Annotated in this window: 17 protein-coding genes; all 17 read left to right on the forward strand. The window is 55.6% G+C overall.

Translation table 11 applies throughout. The features are described 5' to 3' along the window. Positions 1-159 precede the first annotated feature (159 nt). The 17 genes from FS819_RS01470 (at position 160) to FS819_RS01550 (ending at position 17,588) form a co-directional block, all read left to right on the forward strand. Positions 160-1,122 carry a flagellin N-terminal helical domain-containing protein gene (locus tag FS819_RS01470; protein WP_070163553.1) on the forward strand — a complete coding sequence of 321 codons (963 nt, stop codon included), beginning with the start codon at positions 160-162 and terminating at the stop codon, positions 1,120-1,122. Positions 1,123-1,597: 475 nt separating this feature from the next. Further along, on the forward strand, positions 1,598-2,248 hold the full coding sequence (locus FS819_RS01475) for a GTPase (RefSeq protein WP_156548638.1): 651 nt from the start codon (positions 1,598-1,600) through the stop codon (positions 2,246-2,248). Beyond that, the gene (locus FS819_RS01480; RefSeq protein ID WP_156548636.1) at positions 2,245-3,570 is read left to right on the forward strand and encodes a MotB family protein; all 1,326 of its coding nucleotides are present in this window, start codon (positions 2,245-2,247) and stop codon (positions 3,568-3,570) included. The genes FS819_RS01475 and FS819_RS01480 overlap by 4 nt, the downstream gene beginning before the upstream one ends. A gap of 4 nt (positions 3,571-3,574) precedes the next feature. Continuing rightward, on the forward strand, positions 3,575-5,023 hold the full coding sequence (gene motC, locus FS819_RS01485; protein ID WP_156548635.1) for a chemotaxis protein MotC: 1,449 nt from the start codon (positions 3,575-3,577) through the stop codon (positions 5,021-5,023). Further along, the gene (fliK, locus tag FS819_RS01490; protein ID WP_156548633.1) at positions 5,020-6,873 is read left to right on the forward strand and encodes a flagellar hook-length control protein FliK; all 1,854 of its coding nucleotides are present in this window, start codon (positions 5,020-5,022) and stop codon (positions 6,871-6,873) included. Before motC ends, fliK begins: the two co-directional genes overlap by 4 nt. Continuing rightward, positions 6,839-7,387, forward strand: a complete 549-nt coding sequence (locus tag FS819_RS01495) for a transglycosylase SLT domain-containing protein (RefSeq protein WP_156548850.1) — start codon at positions 6,839-6,841, stop codon at positions 7,385-7,387. Before fliK ends, FS819_RS01495 begins: the two co-directional genes overlap by 35 nt. 336 nt (positions 7,388-7,723) lie before the next feature. Continuing rightward, positions 7,724-8,395 carry a transcriptional activator Rem gene (rem, locus tag FS819_RS01500; RefSeq protein ID WP_015914964.1) on the forward strand — a complete coding sequence of 224 codons (672 nt, stop codon included), beginning with the start codon at positions 7,724-7,726 and terminating at the stop codon, positions 8,393-8,395. 130 nt (positions 8,396-8,525) lie between these two features. Beyond that, positions 8,526-9,782, forward strand: a complete 1,257-nt coding sequence (locus FS819_RS01505) for a flagellar hook protein FlgE (protein WP_156531429.1) — start codon at positions 8,526-8,528, stop codon at positions 9,780-9,782. 24 nt (positions 9,783-9,806) lie between these two features. Next, positions 9,807-11,261 (forward strand): flagellar hook-associated protein FlgK, encoded by a 1,455-nt coding sequence (gene flgK / locus FS819_RS01510; protein ID WP_156548631.1) that lies wholly within the window; start codon positions 9,807-9,809, stop codon positions 11,259-11,261. Between the two features lie 3 nt (positions 11,262-11,264). After that, positions 11,265-12,332: a flagellar hook-associated family protein gene (locus FS819_RS01515; protein WP_156548629.1), complete on the forward strand. Its 1,068-nt coding sequence runs from the start codon at positions 11,265-11,267 to the stop codon at positions 12,330-12,332. 34 nt (positions 12,333-12,366) lie between these two features. After that, positions 12,367-12,714 carry a flagellar biosynthesis regulator FlaF gene (gene flaF / locus FS819_RS01520; protein WP_060716418.1) on the forward strand — a complete coding sequence of 116 codons (348 nt, stop codon included), beginning with the start codon at positions 12,367-12,369 and terminating at the stop codon, positions 12,712-12,714. After that, positions 12,711-13,160: a flagellar biosynthesis repressor FlbT gene (gene flbT / locus FS819_RS01525; protein ID WP_015914969.1), complete on the forward strand. Its 450-nt coding sequence runs from the start codon at positions 12,711-12,713 to the stop codon at positions 13,158-13,160. The genes flaF and flbT overlap by 4 nt, the downstream gene beginning before the upstream one ends. Continuing rightward, a complete protein-coding gene (gene flgD, locus FS819_RS01530) occupies positions 13,151-13,606 on the forward strand; it encodes a flagellar hook assembly protein FlgD (protein WP_156531431.1) in 456 nt (151 codons plus the stop codon). The genes flbT and flgD overlap by 10 nt, the downstream gene beginning before the upstream one ends. Positions 13,607-13,757: 151 nt before the next feature. Further along, positions 13,758-14,024: a flagellar biosynthesis protein FliQ gene (fliQ, locus tag FS819_RS01535; RefSeq protein WP_015914971.1), complete on the forward strand. Its 267-nt coding sequence runs from the start codon at positions 13,758-13,760 to the stop codon at positions 14,022-14,024. A 137-nt stretch (positions 14,025-14,161) separates the two neighbouring features. Beyond that, the gene (flhA, locus tag FS819_RS01540; RefSeq protein ID WP_156548627.1) at positions 14,162-16,252 is read left to right on the forward strand and encodes a flagellar biosynthesis protein FlhA; all 2,091 of its coding nucleotides are present in this window, start codon (positions 14,162-14,164) and stop codon (positions 16,250-16,252) included. After that, positions 16,249-17,001 carry a flagellar biosynthetic protein FliR gene (fliR, locus tag FS819_RS01545; RefSeq protein ID WP_156548625.1) on the forward strand — a complete coding sequence of 251 codons (753 nt, stop codon included), beginning with the start codon at positions 16,249-16,251 and terminating at the stop codon, positions 16,999-17,001. Before flhA ends, fliR begins: the two co-directional genes overlap by 4 nt. 173 nt (positions 17,002-17,174) lie before the next feature. Continuing rightward, complete coding sequence (locus tag FS819_RS01550; protein WP_156548623.1) at positions 17,175-17,588, forward strand: hypothetical protein; 414 nt, start codon at positions 17,175-17,177, stop codon at positions 17,586-17,588. The last annotated feature ends 19 nt before the right edge of the window (positions 17,589-17,607 follow it).

Genomic DNA, 17,607 nt, shown 5'->3' on the forward strand with positions numbered 1-17,607 from the left:
CAGAGTTAACCATTTGTTAACTAATTCAGGGTTAATAATCTGTTAACAACGTTGGGTTGGCTACCAGGGCAAGAGCGTAGCCGACGTGCATGATGCAGACCAGCGTTGCCGGTGTCTTCCATAAATCCGGCATGTCCCTTCACCTTCATGGGGCACTCTATGACCAGCATTATGACCAATACCTCCGCTATGGCGGCTTTGCAGACCCTCCGTGGCATCGACCAGAACATGGAGACGACGCAGAATAGAATCTCGTCCGGCTATAAAGTCGACAGCGCCAAAGACAATGCCGCCTATTGGTCGATTGCGACCACGATGCGCTCGGATAACAAAGCGCTTTCCACAGTTCAGGACGCCTTGGGGCTTGCTGCTTCAAAAGCAGATACCGCTTATACTGGTCTGGATTCCAGTATTGACGTGCTCAGCTCCATCAAGTCCAAACTGGTTGCGGCGCGCGAACCGGGCGTGGACAAAGACAAGATCAACCAGGAAATCAACGAGCTGAAGAACCAGCTCGCCTCCATTGCCGAATCCGCTTCATTCTCCGGCGAAAACTGGTTGTATAACGAATCGACCAATCCTCCCACCACCAAGGAAATGGTCGCCTCCTTCAACCGCGCCAGCGACGGTACGGTGTCGGTTACCACATTGAAGTTTAACACGTCCGAGTCGACCCTGATCGATACTCAGAATGCTGAAAACGGCATCCTGACACGGACCACGACTGCGACCTGGGCCTACGGTACGACCACCACGACAGGCACCTATTACCTGCTGGACGCGGATTCGGTGACGCCTGCCACCGGCACCGAAATCACCCTGACCACCGACATGTCCAACGACGATCTCGATGGCATGATTTCGGCCGTCGACAAAATGCTTCAGGATCTGACCGATTCTGCTTCGACCTTGGGTGCGATCAGCAGCCGTATCGAATCCCAGGATACGTTCGTTAAAAACCTCAGCGATACGATCGACAAGGGCGTCGGACGTCTGGTGGATGCAGATATGAACGAGGAATCCACCAAGATCAAGGCACTGCAAACGCAGCAGCAACTTGGCATCCAGGCGCTGTCGATTGCCAATACCAATGCCGAAAACATCCTGACGCTCTTCAAGTAGTTTTTCGACAACGGGCCGGAGTTACAATTTTCGCTTTCTGCCGTGCCGCCGGTCATCGGCATCTGGTGGAATCGTTGGACCGCGCAACTGCCCTGGCGCGGTCCAACATATTTTCAGGAGATGCAGCCGATATAACTGCAAAATCCGCCGGGGCATTTTCGTCCTAAACCTGCCCAATCCCGTTAAATTATGTAGGGTGAGTGCCAATCGGCACGCCTGACCGCCTTGAGAAAATCCTCGCGCAAGTTTGGCCGCCTAGCTTCGACATCATGAAACAGGTGTTTGCGTTTGCCGTCATGCGGGAGACCGGGCCGCCTGTGATATCCTGCATGTCCTGAAAGGGTCCTGGGAATGATCCCGGGTATCAGGTTGATGATTTAAGCTTTGGGCCTTACCCGGCCAAAGGTATTGTGCGTCGATAACGCCATAGACGCGGTCTCGACGATTAGGGCCGTAAGGTCCGGGAGAAAATGACATGACCATGCCGCTCGCTCATTATCTGAAGGATTTCTCTGCACCGCCGCCAGCGCCGATGGCTGCGGAGGCCATGAGTTTCAACGATGATGCGCTGATGTTTCCGGATATGCCGATGCTTGAGCTTCCTCAGCCCGATCCGGTGGATGTGGAAAAAGAGCGGCAGGAAGCTTATGCGGAAGGCCAGGACGCGGGGGGCAAGGCGGCGGATGAACGTCACGCCGAAGTGCTCAGCACTCTCGAAAAGGCTCATGCTGAAGCGCTTCAGGAACTGACAGAAAAGCATCAGGCGGAGCTAGCGCGTGTGATTGCAGACGGGCTTCAGCAGATCGCCTCGGACCTGTCGCGCATTGTTGGTAGCCAGACGGTCGAGACATTGGCGCCCCTGCTATCGGATCTGCTTGTCGACAAGGCCCTGGAGGATATTTCCGGCCTGTTGAAGGCCGCTGTCCTGGAGGGAGCCGCGGGTCAAATCACCGTTACCGGACCTGCCGCGCTGTTCAAGCAACTTGCCGACCTCATGGAAGGTCAAGACCTGTTGCTTAAACATGTCGAGGCCGATGATCTCGACCTGACGGTCGATGTCGGTGGCGCGGCATTGGTCACCCGGATTTCCGCCTGGACGGCCAGTCTGAAGAAAGTTCTGGCATGAGCGACGCTGAAAATCACCACCACGGCAAGAACGAGATCATCGTTATCAAACGGCATGGCGGCGGCGATCACGATGGCGCCCATGGCGGCGCCTGGAAGATTGCCTATGCCGACTTCATGACAGCGATGATGGCCTTCTTCCTGGTCATGTGGCTGGTCAATGCCGCCAATGAGAAGACGACCGCCTCGGTTGCCAGCTATTTCAATCCGATCAAGCTGGCTGATGAAAAGCCAACCGAGAAGGGCGTGAAAAAGCCGGTCGATCAGGCTGAGGGCGAAGAAAGCAAGGAACGCTCGAAAATCAAGGCCGAAGAGGAGACGCTCGGCAAGGCGGCGGCAACCGGCGAGGACATGACCTCGACCTCGGGCGATAAGCCCGTCTATTCGGAAGCGGATCTGTTCGAAAATCCCTATTCCGTCCTGGCCGAAATTGCCCAGGAAGTTGGTCAGCAAGCCAATGTCAGCGCCAAGGGTGAAGGCGGAGCAAGTGAATCCGGCCCGTCCACCGGCGCGTCGGGCGGCGAGGCTTACCGCGACCCGTTCGATCCGGATTTCTGGAGCCAACAGATGCAGACGGCGCAGGGCAAGCCCGGTAAAGCCAAGCCTGACGAACAGCAAACCGTGGCCGAGACGGTGGCAAAGCCCGATCCGTTCGAGCAAAAGCCGGTCGATCAGCAGACTGCTGCTGCCGCCGCACCGGATGGAGCGCAGGGCAATCCCCCATCGAAGTCTCAGCCTGAGGCAAAGCCGCAGGTCGAAATCGACGGTCAGCAGGTAGCCATTGCCGTTCCCAAGGCGCGGCCTGATCCCAAGCAGGTTGCTCGTGAAGAGCAGAATGCATCGGCCGATAGCGATCAGACACAGCAGGCGGACCAGCTTAAGCAGCAAATCGCCTCCGAAATCGGTGGCGTGGCTGGTAAATTGGCCGAAGGGTTGATTGTGCAGCCGGCTGAAGGCGGATTGCTGATAACATTGACCGACCAGTCCCAGGCCCCGATGTTCGATGTCGGCTCCGCCGTGCCTCGCAAGGAAATGGTGCTGGCGATGGAAAAGATCGGCAAGTTGCTGGCGGAGCGCCAGGGTGCCGTGGTTATCAGGGGCCACACCGACGCACGCCAATATAAAGGCCCTGATAACGACAATTGGGGCCTCTCGATGTCACGCGCCCATTCGGCCTACTACATGCTGGTGCGCGGCGGGCTCGCACAAAACCGTATTACCCAGGTGTCCGGCTTTGCCGATCGCCGGCTGTTGAAGCCGGAGGACCCGTTGGCCGCTGCAAACCGGCGGATCGAGATCCTTGTTCAGGGAGACAAGAAGTAAGGTGATGACCGCGCGCAGATCCCTGGGTGCCAGATCTGGATTTTCCAGCTTCGCCTTCTATGGCGTGCTGCTGACCCTGGCTGTCGGCAGCCCTGTTGCCTGCGCGGGTCAGGCATATGCGGCAGGCCCAGCTCCAGCAAGCAACGCGCCGGGCCAGGCTCCTGCGGCCGGTGCAACCGGGCCTGCCACCAGCGTTCCCGCAGGTGGCGGCGACAGTGATAACCTGCCGCCTTATCTGATGTTGCGCTCTCTGCAATTTGTACAGGACTCAGTCGTTCGCGGTGACCATTCGGCTGCGGACATGCAGCGTTTTCTTCTGACCCGGATCGACAAGCGGCTGCGGACTGCGGTGTCTTCGGATTTCGAAGACCCGCGCAATGTCGATGCGGCGCTGATCTACACGATGAGCGGGGGTAATCCGGCAACGCTGGATTATCTCGTTGCCCGCGACGTTGATGGTCATTTCGACAACCGCGTCAGCGATATGTTGAGAAAATACTTGAGTGGCAAAGGCGTGCTGGTGGCAAGCTCGCTTGGCGAGATGGTGCCCCTCTATCAGAACGGTCGGGTCGGGCCTTATATCGCGTTGGTGGCTGGGAATGTCACCCTGGTGAAAGATCCGGCTGGGGCCCTTAAATTCTTCGATATCGCCCGCCTTGTTGCGCCCGGCACCATTGTCGAGGAAGCGGCCCTGCGGCGGTCCTTCCAGATTGCCATGGATACCGGCCAGAATGGTCGCGCCATGGCCTATGCCAATCGCTATGCCCGGCGCTTTCTCTATTCGCCCTATGCCAGCCAATTTGCCGATCTCCTGGTGCAATTGGTTGTCGATCATTTCTCGGAGCTGGATAAGAACGATATTCTGGCGACATTGGCGACCATGGATCCGGATCGTCAGCGGGAAGTCTATCTGCGCATTGCGCGCCGCGCGACGATCAACGGCAATCAGACTTTGGCCAGTCTTGCTTCCAGCCAGGCGCAAAGCCTGGCGGGCCTCCCAGATAAAAATGATCCGCAGGCGCTGCTTTATGGCGGCGCGGCGTTGATTTCGACCACCGACGTCAAAAACGCGCTGAGCACGATCTCACAATTGCCAAAAGATCAGCTGTCGGCCTCCGATAACGCCTTGCTGGAAGCAGCCAGAGCTGTTGCGCAGGAGATCATCACCTTGCCAACCGCGCCGCAAAACCCATCAAACACACCGCCTCCATTGGGGGACGAGTCTGCCCCAGGGGTTGCGGCCGATGTTTCCAATCAGCAGGACCCTGGCATGCCGGCCAATACCAAGGCCAACGCGCCACCCGTTGCGGGCGTTGGCACGGCGCCGGTCAATCCGGCCTCGGCAGATGCAAAGCAAAAGCCTGATCCGGAATTCCAGACATTCATGAGCGGCGGCCGATCTAAGCTTGAAGAAATAGATAAAATGTTGAAGGGGGAGGGCGTAACGAAATGATCGATGCCACTATTACAGCAGGTTCTGCCGCTTCACCAGCCTACAGCAGCAGCCGTGTTGATCAAGGCAAGGGCGCGGGCAAGGGTTTTCTAGACGCTCTGGCCGATACGGCTGACCGTAGCCAAGCGCAGGAGCAGAAAGCAGACGACGACGATGCTCCTGTGGATCAAGACCAGACACAGACCCGTTCGACTGCTGCTTTATCGTCATCGACCAAATCAACGACGTCCACAGCGACATCTGCTACAGCACATCAGGAGCATTCGGCCGAGGCGGAGCAGGGGAGTGTCGCTGATGATGAAGCCACTGGCGCCAGCGATGACGGCAAAGCATCGTCGCAAACGGTCGGCAATGCGCCGATAGCTGCTGGCGATTCCAAGGCTGCCGCACTGATTGCCAAGGCTTTGGCGAGCCAGACCAAGACCCAAACCCAAGCCCAGACCGAAACGCAGGCCCAGACACAAGGGCAAACAGAGACCGCATCTTCCTCCGGGGAGAAGACGGATGAGAGCCGCATGCTCGCAAAGCTTGTTGCTGCTCTGACCCAGCGGGATGACGCCACGACTGAGGCTGCTACTGCTGGCGCAAATGCGGAGGAAGCGCTCGCTGCCGAGACTGAAGGCGCTGGAGATGATACCGGCAAAATCGCCGTCAAAGGCCGTCAGGAAAATGGTACGCCTCTGCTCGCGGCCCTGGCAGCCCTCAAATCGACAACGACCGATGAGGAAGCCGCTACGGCGGCGGCTCAGTCAGACATGCCGGGGGTTACGAAAACCCAGACCAAGGACAGCTCCAAGACGGCAAAGCCTGCCACCGACGATACCAAAGACACTGCTGCAGAGCCAAAGGCAGCGACGGGTGCCCAGGATGCCTTGACATTATTGGGCGATTTGAGCGCTGGACAATTGCAGCACGCTGCACGTCAAGCAGGCAGCCAGACAGCAGCCGGGTCGGCCACCAGTGACGGCGATACGGCATTGACCGCCGTCGCCGGCCAGGTTGCGTCGCAGGATGACAAGACGGGTAAGATCGGCCAGGGTGCCACAGCGATTGATTTTGCCAAGCAGGCCAAGTCCGTCCAATCGGGGCAGCAGGATGCCGTTTCACCGGCGACCAAGGAAACGGTCAAGGATAGCAGTGCTGCGGATGCCCTGCATATGGTCACCAGCAGCGATACCTCGGCGGCGTCGCCTGCCGATGATACCGCAAGCCAGCCAGCAACGACAGGTATTGATCCGTTGCAGAATGTCAGCGTGCTTGACAGCCGACGCATTATTGCCCCGGTCAACACCAGCAATGGCGCCAATATTGCCGCATCCATGGCTGGTGACAGTTCCTGGGCGCAGGCGATGCATAGTCATGCTTCCGATAAGCTCAGTGCCAGCGAACAGATCAGCACCGATCGAACGATGAACACGCTCAAACTGAAGATGACGCCGGAAAATCTTGGAAGTGTCACGGCGACATTGAAGCTGACGAATGGCGAATTAACGGTCAGCCTGGTTGTTGAAAACAGCGCGGCTTATCGAAAGTTGAACGAAGACCAGAACGGTCTTGTGGCGGCGCTGAAAAGCCATGGCTTCTCCGTTGACAACGTCCAGATCAGCATAGCCAGCACTGAAAAGCCCAATAATGACAACCAGACCAATTCCCAGAGCCAGAACAGCAATCAGCAGAGCATGCAGCAGGGCGGTGGCAGTTCCAGCCAGGGCGGCAACCGTTCACAAACGCAGCCGATTTTTGATGTGTATGGACAGACATCCGGAGGTCCAGTCGATGATGCGGCACGTTCTGCGACGGTGGGCACCGGCGGCAATGCTTCTGGCGGTAGCGGTCAGCTTTACCTGTAACGAGGGCTACGCTTCGGCTTCAGCGGGATTATGCGAGCGCGAAATTAGCAGTGCTGCGGCCAAATATGGGATCCCCGAAGGGATCCTCTATTCGGTCGGCCTGACGGAAACCGGACGCAAAGGGTCACTTCAGCCTTACGCTCTCAATGTCGAGGGTAAGGCGCTGTTCCCCGATTCCATGACAGATGCCATGCAAACTTTCGCGCTGGCCAAGCAGCAGGGCGCGAAATTGATCGATATTGGTTGCATGCAAATCAACCATTATTTCCATCACGAGAATTTCCACTCGCTCGAAGAGATGTTCGACCCGAAACGGAACGTCGAATACGCCGCAAAATTCCTGGTCGCGTTGCATGGAAGACACGAAACCTGGACAATGGCAGTTGCGCGCTATCATGCAGGTCCTAACAACGATCCAGCGCAAAAACGCTATGTTTGCAGGGTTATTGCCAATCTCGTTGCAACCGGATACGGCAACTGGACCGCGAATGCGCGGCAATTTTGTCAGCAATAACAACCTGGCACGCCGGAAGTGATGGCTTATCTGTCAGAGATCACAATGTCTTTCTGTCAGCAAAAACAATCTTTGGTTGATTGCCTGCCCTGATCCTGCCCACATTAGCATCAAATAATTTTTTCATGTGCTCGCGGCTTTGCAAGCGTTTTGTTAACCTTTTTCACAGAAAAATAGTATGTGGTTAACGGCAGTGACACAAGATGTAGGTCAAATCACCTCTAAAATCTTAATCAACTATTAATAACTATCATTAACTTTCTACAGTTGTCGTTTTAGCCCCCGATTCGTACCCATTGTCGTGTTGAAACACCACACTGATTCGGAGGCGGACGAATGATCGTAGTGGTTGATGAGCGCGAGCTCGTTAAGAATGGATACACGTCTTTATTTGGACGTGAAGGAATACCTTCGACCGGGTTTGACCCGATCGAATTTGGTGAATGGGTTGCCTCGGCAGCCGATAGCGATGTTGCAGCCGTGGAAGCGTTTCTGCTTGGTCAGGGAGATCGCACAGGCGATCTGCCACGGGCCATCCGGGATCGTACGACGGCTCCGGTGATTGCGGTCAGTGACCAGCCATCGTTGGAAGCAACACTTGCCCTGTTTGACAGTGGCGTGGATGACGTGGTGCGCAAGCCGGTCCACCCTCGGGAAATCCTGGCGAGAGCTGCGGCCATTCGGCGGCGCCTGAAGGCTGTGGCCAACTATACCGAAATCGGCGCGATCCGCGTTTATTCGGATGGCCGCGATCCCGAGATCGGCGGAGAGATTTTCCCCTTGCCGCGCCGCGAGCGCCGCATTCTGGAATATCTAGTCGCCAATCGCGGCCGGCGGGTGTCCAAGTCTCAGATCTTCAATGCGATCTACGGCATCTTCGACGAGGAAGTCGAAGAGAATGTGGTCGAAAGCCATATCAGCAAGCTGCGCAAGAAACTGCGCAAGAAGCTTGGTGTCGACCCGGTCGATTCCAAGCGGTTCCTTGGATATTGTATTGATTGGAAATAACAATCTGGCGGCCACGCCGCCAGATTCTCAGGGCCTTGCAGCCGAATGTGCTCTTAAGCGTTTTTTCAAACAGCTTCACGCAAGGCCCACTTCATAATCTTCTCACACGACGATCGAATGGGGACGTGGTATGAGCCTTTCAGGCAGCATGAATACAGCCGTATCCGGTTTGCAGGCCCAAGCCAGCAAGCTGAGCACGGTCGGCGACAATGTCGCAAACTCGGATACGACAGGCTACAAGCGGGTATCAACCGCATTTTCCAGCCTAGTTGTCGGTTCCTCGGGCAGTGGAACCTATAATTCCGGCGGCGTGCAAACGACCACGGTCAACAGCATTTCCGAGGAAGGCTCTTATCAGTCGAGCACGTCGGAAACCGATCTGGCGATCAAGGGCGATGGCTATTTCGTCGTTCAGGACGAAGCGGGCAGCGTTTTCCTGACGCGAGCTGGCGATTTCCAGGCCGACGAGAATGGGTATATGGTTAATTCGGCCGGCTACACCCTGCTGGGCTATTCCTACGAAAATGGCGAGCCGGCCTCTGTTATAAACGGTTTTGAAGGTCTCGAACCCGTCAAGATTCAGGACAGCAGCATTTCTGCCAATGCTACGACCAATGCATTGATCGAAGGTAACCTGAAGTCCGGTTCTGATATCGTGACCAGCGATGTGCCCTCCAGCAACAGCGCCAGCGCCACATGGAGCTTCAAGAGCTCCATGGTTGCCTATGACAGCCTTGGTAACGCCAATCAGTATGACATCTACTATACCAAGACCGCCGACAACGAATGGCAAGCGGATATCTTCCGCACCAGCGAGGCAACTGACGAGACCAATTTCCCTTATACCAATGGTGTTCTCGGCAGCACGACCCTGACCTTCGATTCCGATGGCGCGGTCTCCAGTGGCGGGACATTTACCTTTACCGACAGCACGACCAGTTCGCCTCAGACGATTGAGGTGGATATGTCGACCATGACCCAGTTGAACTCAGCCAACTCCTCGGAAGGCGACGTGGATGGCAATGGCGCCAGCGCGGCATCCTCCGTCACGGTTAACAGCAACGGCAATATCGTTGCAACCTATCAGGATGGCTCGACCGCCAATCTCTACAAGGTGGCGTTGGCCACGGTTGCCAGCCCCGACAATATGAAATCGGTCAACGGCACGGCCTATCAGGTCACGGCGGATGCAGGCACGGTCGTGGTTGGTTTTGCCAATACAGGCAGCTTCGGCAGCATTAATTCCAAGACGCTTGAAAGTTCCAATGTCGATCTCGCGACGGAACTGACCAACATGATCCAGTCCCAACGCAGCTATAGCGCCAATTCCAAGGTGTTCCAGACTGCGGCGGATATGCTGGATACGCTGATCAGTCTGAAGCGGTAATCCTATTCTTTTAAAGGCAGTGTCATGTCTCTTTCGTCAACGATGAATACGGCGACAACTTCTCTCGGCAATACCGGCGTCCAGTCGCAGGCTCTGTCGAAGAATATTGCCAACTCCCAGACGGAAGGTTACGTCAAGCGTGACGCTGCCACTATTTCGACCAGCACCGGAGGAGCGCAGGTCGTTACGACCCGTTCCGAAGATGCTGTCTTGCAAAAGCAAATGCTTTCAGGGCAGTCCCAGGCGGAAGGGCAGGATACGCTCAATACCGGTCTGGACCAGTTGAAGGCACTTCTCGGCGGTAACGACTACGAATCGTCACCGTCGACCTATATCAACAAGCTGCGGGATGCGATGCAATCCTATGCCGCGCAGCCCAGCGAATTGTCCCTGGCGGAAACGGCGGTCAGCGCAGCCCAGGATGTCGCCACCTCGATTAACAATACGGCCGAGGGCATCAGTAACGTCCGGGCCCAGGCCGACGACGCCATCAAGGACGATGTCAACAAGCTCAACGATCTTCTGTCGCAGTTTGAAACCGTCAATCAGTCTGTGGTCAAGGCGACGGCGACGGGGAACGATCCCAACGACGCCCTCGACCAGCGCGACAAACTCGTCTCGGATATCTCGAAGATTGTCGGTGTATCGTCGGTCAAGCGCGATAACAACGACATGGCGCTGTACACCAATGATGGCACCGTGTTGTTCGACAAGCAGCCGAGGACGGTGACATTCGATTCGACCGGCGCTTACGGTGCTTCAACCGAGGGCAACTCGGTCTATATCGATGGCGTTCCCGTCAAGGCCGGTACGGGTGGAAACACCACGGCGGAAGGATCGATCGCCGCCAATCTACAGATCCGCGATTCGATTGCGCCGCAGATGCAGCAGCAGTTGGACGAGACCTCACGGTCGCTGATCAAGATGTTTTCGGAAACGGAAGAATCGACTAAAGACAATGACATGCCGGGCCTCTTCACATGGGAAGAGGGAACGACGCCGGAAGATGGAACGCTTGTTTCCGGTATTTCGGAATCATTCAAGGTCAACAGCGCTTACGTGACCGCGGAAGATGGTGATCCGACGCTTCTGCGCGATGGCGGCGCCAATGGCTCGAATTACACCTGGAATACAACGGAAGGTGTCAGTTATTCGGAATTGCTCGACGACCTTGTCACAGGTTTCGAAGATGAAATGGACTTCGATTCATCGGCAGGTCTCGGTGACACCTCCAATGTCCTAGACTATGCCTCGAACTCCGTCGGTTGGCTCGAAAGCTATCGTTCGACGGCTGATTCAGCCAATGAAACCAAATCCGCCTTGTCGCAGCGGGCCACGGAAGCCTATCAGAACAAGACCGGCGTCAATCTCGATGAAGAATTGTCGAAGATGCTTGATATCGAGCAATCCTACAAGGCTTCGACCAAGCTGATGAACGCTGTCGATGAGATGCTGAAATCCCTCTTGGAGATCGCATAAGCCATGAAGACATCGAGCATATCCAGTCTTACCATCCAGAACGCCATGCGTCTCACGATCAGTGATGCGCAAAAGCAGATGTCGGATGCTCAGACAGAAGTGACGACCGGCAAATACGCAGATGTCGGAACAGAACTTGGCGCCAAGACCTCTTCAGCCGTGGATCTCAATCGGGATTCTCTGCGCGTGCAGTCCCTGATGGACACCAATTCCATCGTCTCGACCCGTCTCGATGCATCTCAGACGGCGTTGGATACGATTGCATCGGCAGCAACAACAATGCAGTCGACGCTGGTTGGTCTTGGTACCAGCACTGACAGTACGACGCTGGACTCCGCGCAAAAAACCATGAAAAGCGCGATGGACAGCTTCATTGACGCCGCAAATACCTCTGTGAACGGTGAATATCTGTTTTCTGGTATTAATACCGATGTGAAGCCGATCACCGATTACTACTATATCGATGACGACGATAATGAAACGGACGCCAAGCAGAATTTTGACAATCTGTTTTCCGGATATTTTGGCATGTCGCCTGACGATGATGGGGTCAGTGGCATCAGCGCTGACCAGATGGACGATTTCATGGAGAACGTCCTTGAGCCATCCTTTGACGGGGCGGACTGGACGGACAATTGGTCGGCGGCCACCGATGAGACAATGACGAGCCGGATCAGCAAAAACGAAGTTATTCAAAGCTCATCCAGCGCCAACTCCGATGGCTTCCGCTATACGGGCCTTGTTTCGGTGATCGGTAGCGAAATGCTGAATGGCAATTACTCGACCGAAACCCGCAATGCGATGATCTCCAAGGCGATCGAATATTCCGGTCTTGCCGTTTCCGGTATCAATGACGAGCGCACACAATTGGGCCTGTCCCAGGAACGTGTCACCAATGCAAACGATTCTTTAACGTCCCAGAAGGACATTATTGAAAACCAATTAAGCAATTTGACCGGTGTGGATGCCTATGAAGCATCGACCCGTTTGAACAACCTGCAATCTTTGGTCGAGACGTCATACACCTTGACCGCACGCTTGCAGAAGCTCAGCCTTGTGGATTACCTTTGATGATCAAAGGTGGGGTGGAGTAGAGGAAATCTAGATGTACCAGTTTTCCTACAATGAGATTATGGAGGATGGGGTTGCCGACGCTAAGGAGCGTGAGCGCCAGGTTCTCGACAGATCGATAGACTTGCTGAGCCAGGCCAGGACTGCCGGAAAATACGGTCGTGAAGGCATTGAGGCTCTTTACTATACGCGCCGCGTCTGGATCCGCTTCATTGAGGATCTCAAGCAGCCGGACAACCAGCTTGGCACGGAACTTCGAGCCAATCTCATTTCAATTGCCCTTTGGATATTGAAGGAATGTGACCGCATCAGAAAGCGGGAATCCGACAATTACCAAGGCATAATCGATGTAACCACCATCATCAGGGATGGACTTAAATGAAGAGCACCTTGCGAATCTCGCTGAAATCCGGGGAACGAATCTTTATCAATGGTGCCGTTTTGCGCGTCGATCGGAAGGTTGCCCTCGAATTCTTGAACGATGTGACCTTTCTGCTGGAAAATCACGTGCTCCAGCCGGAAGACGCCAATACCCCGCTACGCCAGCTCTATTTCATCGCCCAGATGATTCTCATCAATCCGGAAGGCAAGGAACAGACGTTGACCATGTTCCGCAAGTCGATCGTGATGTTGCTGTCCTGCTTCCAGGATGACGAGATCCTGGCTGAATTGAAGCGGATCGACGCTCAGGTCGTCTCAGGGCGCGCCTTCGATGCATTGAAGGCCATTCGCGGTCTTTATCCGCTCGAGGACAGAATCCTGAACAACCAGGAAATGGCGCCGGCAACCATCGAACAGATCCGCAAGGAGATCGCACCATGGCGGTAGAAGCAACGAGCTCTGCGACGTCTACGAGTTCCTCGTCCTCTTCGAGCTCGGCGACTTATACCAATCCGTTCGCCAACGCATCGGCCAACTCGGACGCGGCTGACGCATCCATGGACTATAATAGCTTCCTTCAGCTTCTGATCGCCCAGTTGGAGAACCAGGATCCGACGGATCCAATGTCTGCCACGGAGCAGGTGACTCAGCTCGCAACCTATTCGCAGGTCGAGCAGTCCATCAAGACCAATACCTTGCTGCGCAGCATGTTGCAGGCAGAAGCCTTGACACGGGCCGGCGATATCGTCGGCAAGACGGTGACAAGTTCGGACGGCGAAACGACGGGTGTTGTCTCCAACGTCAAGGTCGCCGACGACGCCGTGACACTCACCACCAGCAGCGGTGGAACAGTAGAGTTGCAGACCGGCGTCAACTTCTCGAGCGGCTCCTGATCGCTCATTTCCATCCAACCGGAACTGGTCGAGATGGAAAGTGCAAAAGGCTTTAACGACTGTAAAATTCCTCAAATCGATTGGGATTTGAGGAATTTTGCTTTATCAATTGAGTCGTGTCGGGCGGCATGATGTCGCTGGAGGAATGCCGATGAATGAAGCAGATGCCCTCGATATCATGCGCGCCGCTGTATGGACCGTGCTGATTGCCTCGGGGCCAGCCGTTCTGGCCGCGATGATCGTCGGCGTCGTGGTCGCCTTGATCCAGGCATTGACCCAGATCCAGGAAATGACCCTGACATTCGTCCCGAAAATCGTTGCGATCATGGTGACGATTGGCATTTCCGCTCCCTTTGTTGGATCTCAAATTTCGATTTTTGCCAATCTTGTGTTTTCCCGGGTCCAATCCGGGTTTTAAATCAATATGCAGCCGTTCGTCCTGAGACTTTCGCCTTGAGATAAGGGCATCCTCGCGCAAGCTTTGTCCGCTAATCCTGTCGCCATAATGGCGGATTCTCGTTCCGCCAGCCTTCTCATGAAGAGATGGAACAGGACATGGCGCAAGCACCGACGACCTCACTTCCGACAATTGCCAATAATCGCGGCCGAGAAATCGGCTTTGCCATGGGCATTGTCGCTATTCTCTGCATTCTCTTTCTACCGATCCCACCCTTCCTGATCGATATGGGGCTGGCGTTTTCCATTGCCCTTTCCGTTTTGATCCTGATGGTGTCGCTCTGGATACAACGGCCGCTGGATTTCTCATCTTTCCCGACCATTCTGCTGATTTCGACCATGGTGCGCCTGTCGCTGAATATCGCGACAACGCGGGTTATCCTGTCGCATGGTCATCAGGGTCATGATGCGGCTGGCAGCGTCATCGCCGGCTTTGCCAACCTGGTCATGTCCGGCGATTTCGTGATTGGTCTGATCGTCTTTGCCATTCTGGTCACCGTCAACTTCATCGTCATCACCAAGGGTGCCACCCGTATCGCGGAAGTCGGCGCCCGCTTCACGTTGGATGCCATTCCCGGCAAGCAGATGGCGATCGATGCCGACCTTTCGGCAGGGATTATCGAGGAAAGCGAAGCTCAACGCCGGCGCAAAGAGCTGGAGCAGGAAAGCTCCTTCTTCGGCGCGATGGACGGTGCCTCGAAATTCGTACGCGGCGATGCGGTCGCTGGTCTGATCATCACCGCCATCAATATCGTCGGTGGCATTATCATCGGTTACTTCCGCCATGGCATGCCCATCAGCGAAGCAGCGGATGTGTTCGTCAAGCTCTCGGTGGGCGATGGTCTGGTCTCGCAGATCCCCGCTCTGATCGTTTCGCTCGCCGCCGGCCTGCTCGTCACCCGTGGCGGCAATGCCGGGTCCACGGACGAAGCGGTCATCAACCAGCTGAGCGGCTATCCGCGTGCGTTGTCGGTTGCCTCCGCTCTGATGTTCCTTCTGGCGATCATTCCGGGCCTACCCTTGCTGCCCTTCGTGATCCTGGGCGGTATCATGGCGTTCGGCAGCTGGTACATTCCCCGCCAGGTGGAAGCCGTGAACCTTGCGAAGCGCCAGGTCGAGGAAAAGAAGGTTATTCAGAACAAGGAAGCCGAAAAGGATTCGGTCAAGAGCGTGCTGAAAACCTCCGAGATCGAGCTGGCGCTCGGCAAGCTGGTTTCGACCCGCCTGCTGGGTTCGCATCAGGAACTGGCTTTCCGCGTCGGCAAGATGCGCAAGAAATTCGCCAGCCAATACGGTTTTGTCGTACCCGAAATCAAGGTGACGGATGATATCGGTATACCGGACAAGTCCTATCATATTCGGGTCCATGGCACGACCATCGCCTCGAACTTGTTGCGGGTTGGCGAAGTGCTTGTTGTCACCGGCAACGGCCGCAAGCCGCGCATTCCCGGTGACGAGATTCGCGAACCTGCCTTTGGCATGCCAGCCGTATCGATCATGGAAGCCTTTACCGAAGACTTGAAGCGCGAAGGCTTTCATCCTATCGACAATGTCTCTGTCGTGCTGACCCATTTGAGCGAGGTTATCCGCAACAATCTGCCTCAGCTCTTGTCCTATAAGGACGTAAAAATCCTGATTGATCGGCTCGATCCCGAATATAAGAAGCTGGCAGACGAAATCTGCTCCTCGCATATGTCCTATTCAGGCTTGCAAGCCGTGTTGAAACTGTTGTTGGCCGAACGGGTGTCGATCCGTAACCTGCATCTGATCCTTGAGGCCGTGGCCGAATTGGCGCCGCATGTGCGCAAGACCGAGCAGATCGTTGAGCATGTGCGTGTGCGCATGGCGCAGCAATTGTGCGGCGATCTGACCGACAATGGCGTGCTGCGGGTTCTGCGATTGGGCAGCAAATGGGATCTGGTCTTCCATCAAGCCCTGAAGCGTGACAACAAGGGTGAGGTTGTCGAATTCGATATCGACCCGCGTTCGCTGGAAGAGTTCAGCGAGCAGGCAAGCCGGGTTATCCGTGAATTCATGGACCGCGGCCTGCCTTTCGTGCTTGTCACGTCGCCGGAAACGCGGTCTTATGTGCGCATGATTATTGAACGCTTGTTTGCAACCCTGCCGGTGCTGTCACATGTCGAATTGGCCAAAGGCATCGAAATCAAGATTCTGGGATCGATTTCATGATCACTGATCCGCAAGGATCGGTACTGGCGGTGTTCCTGGTTTTTTGCCGTATCGGTTCCTGTTTCATGACCATGCCGGGCTTTGCCTCCTCGCGCATTCCCACCCAGATCCGCCTGTTGGTCGCGTTTGCGGTCTCCATTGCCTGCACGCCGCTCGTCTGGGATACGGTTTATCCCAAGGTGAGCGGCGGCGGTTCGATTTTCGTCGCGCTGATCTTTACGGAAACGCTGATCGGCGCGGTCTTTGGGCTGATTACCCGATTTTTCACGCTGGGCCTGCAATTTGCCGGTGCGATTCTGACGATGATGATCGGTTTCAACAGCACGGCCACGGCGGATGTTCTGGAAGACGGTGCCGAAAACCAGATGACCAACATGATCAGCTTTTGCGGGCTGATGATGTTGTTCATGATGGATTTTCACCATGTCATCTTCCGGGCGTTGATCGACAGCTATTCGGTTATGCCGATGGGCGGCGTGCCAGATACCCAGAAGATGCTGATAACGCTGACGGATACCGCCTCGCGGACCTATATGCTGATGCTGCGGCTTTCCAGTCCCTTCATCATCTATGGCCTGATGTTCAATCTCGGCGTCGGTCTGGTCAACAAGCTGGCACCGCAGATCCCGGTCTACTACATCTCCACCCCCTATCTTATCACCGGGGGAATGCTGCTGGTCTATTGGTCGATCGGGGTGATGATGCGCCAGTTTGCCGATGCTTTCATACCGATCTTCCTGGGGCATTAGAGTTTGTCAGGGAGGAGTGGAATGCGGTTTTGCGTCCGGAAATGTGTAAATTAAGAGAGAGTTAGAGATTTTTTCACGCTTCAAAAGCGAAGATGCTCTAACATGAGAGGGGCACTGACATGACAGAGCCAGGGATGCCAGGGATGAGAGCGAGCTCTCGATGAGGCCGTGTCATGGGACCTGATAAGAAATCCAAGAAATTGAAGCGGCTGGTGGCCGTGCAGCGGCATTTGGAAAAGATCGCCGAGTATGATCTCGTCGAGACCGCGCGCCAGCGCCAGGAAATTGCCGCTGGCCTCGAACGGGTGATTGAGGCACTGGGTTCGATGGACCCGGTGCATAGGCTGTTTGCCCAATCCTATGCGGATCGCTTCGACCGGCTTTCGGGCGATGACCGGCGCATGGCCGATGTGCAGCGGGTGCAGGAAAACAAGGTTCTGCGCCAGCGCACCAAGGCGGAACGGCTGCAAGACAAGATGATTGAGGCGCGCGGACACGAGGATCGCGAGGCCGAGGACGAAGCGCTTCAGGATCTGATCGACCTGACATTTGCCACACCAGCCTCCAGCAAGCTTCACGAGAGATAGTGGTTCCAGTTGATTTTCA

The organism is Allorhizobium sp. Av2 (assembly GCF_021462805.2).
GTDB classification, from domain to species: domain Bacteria; phylum Pseudomonadota; class Alphaproteobacteria; order Rhizobiales; family Rhizobiaceae; genus Allorhizobium; species Allorhizobium vitis_G.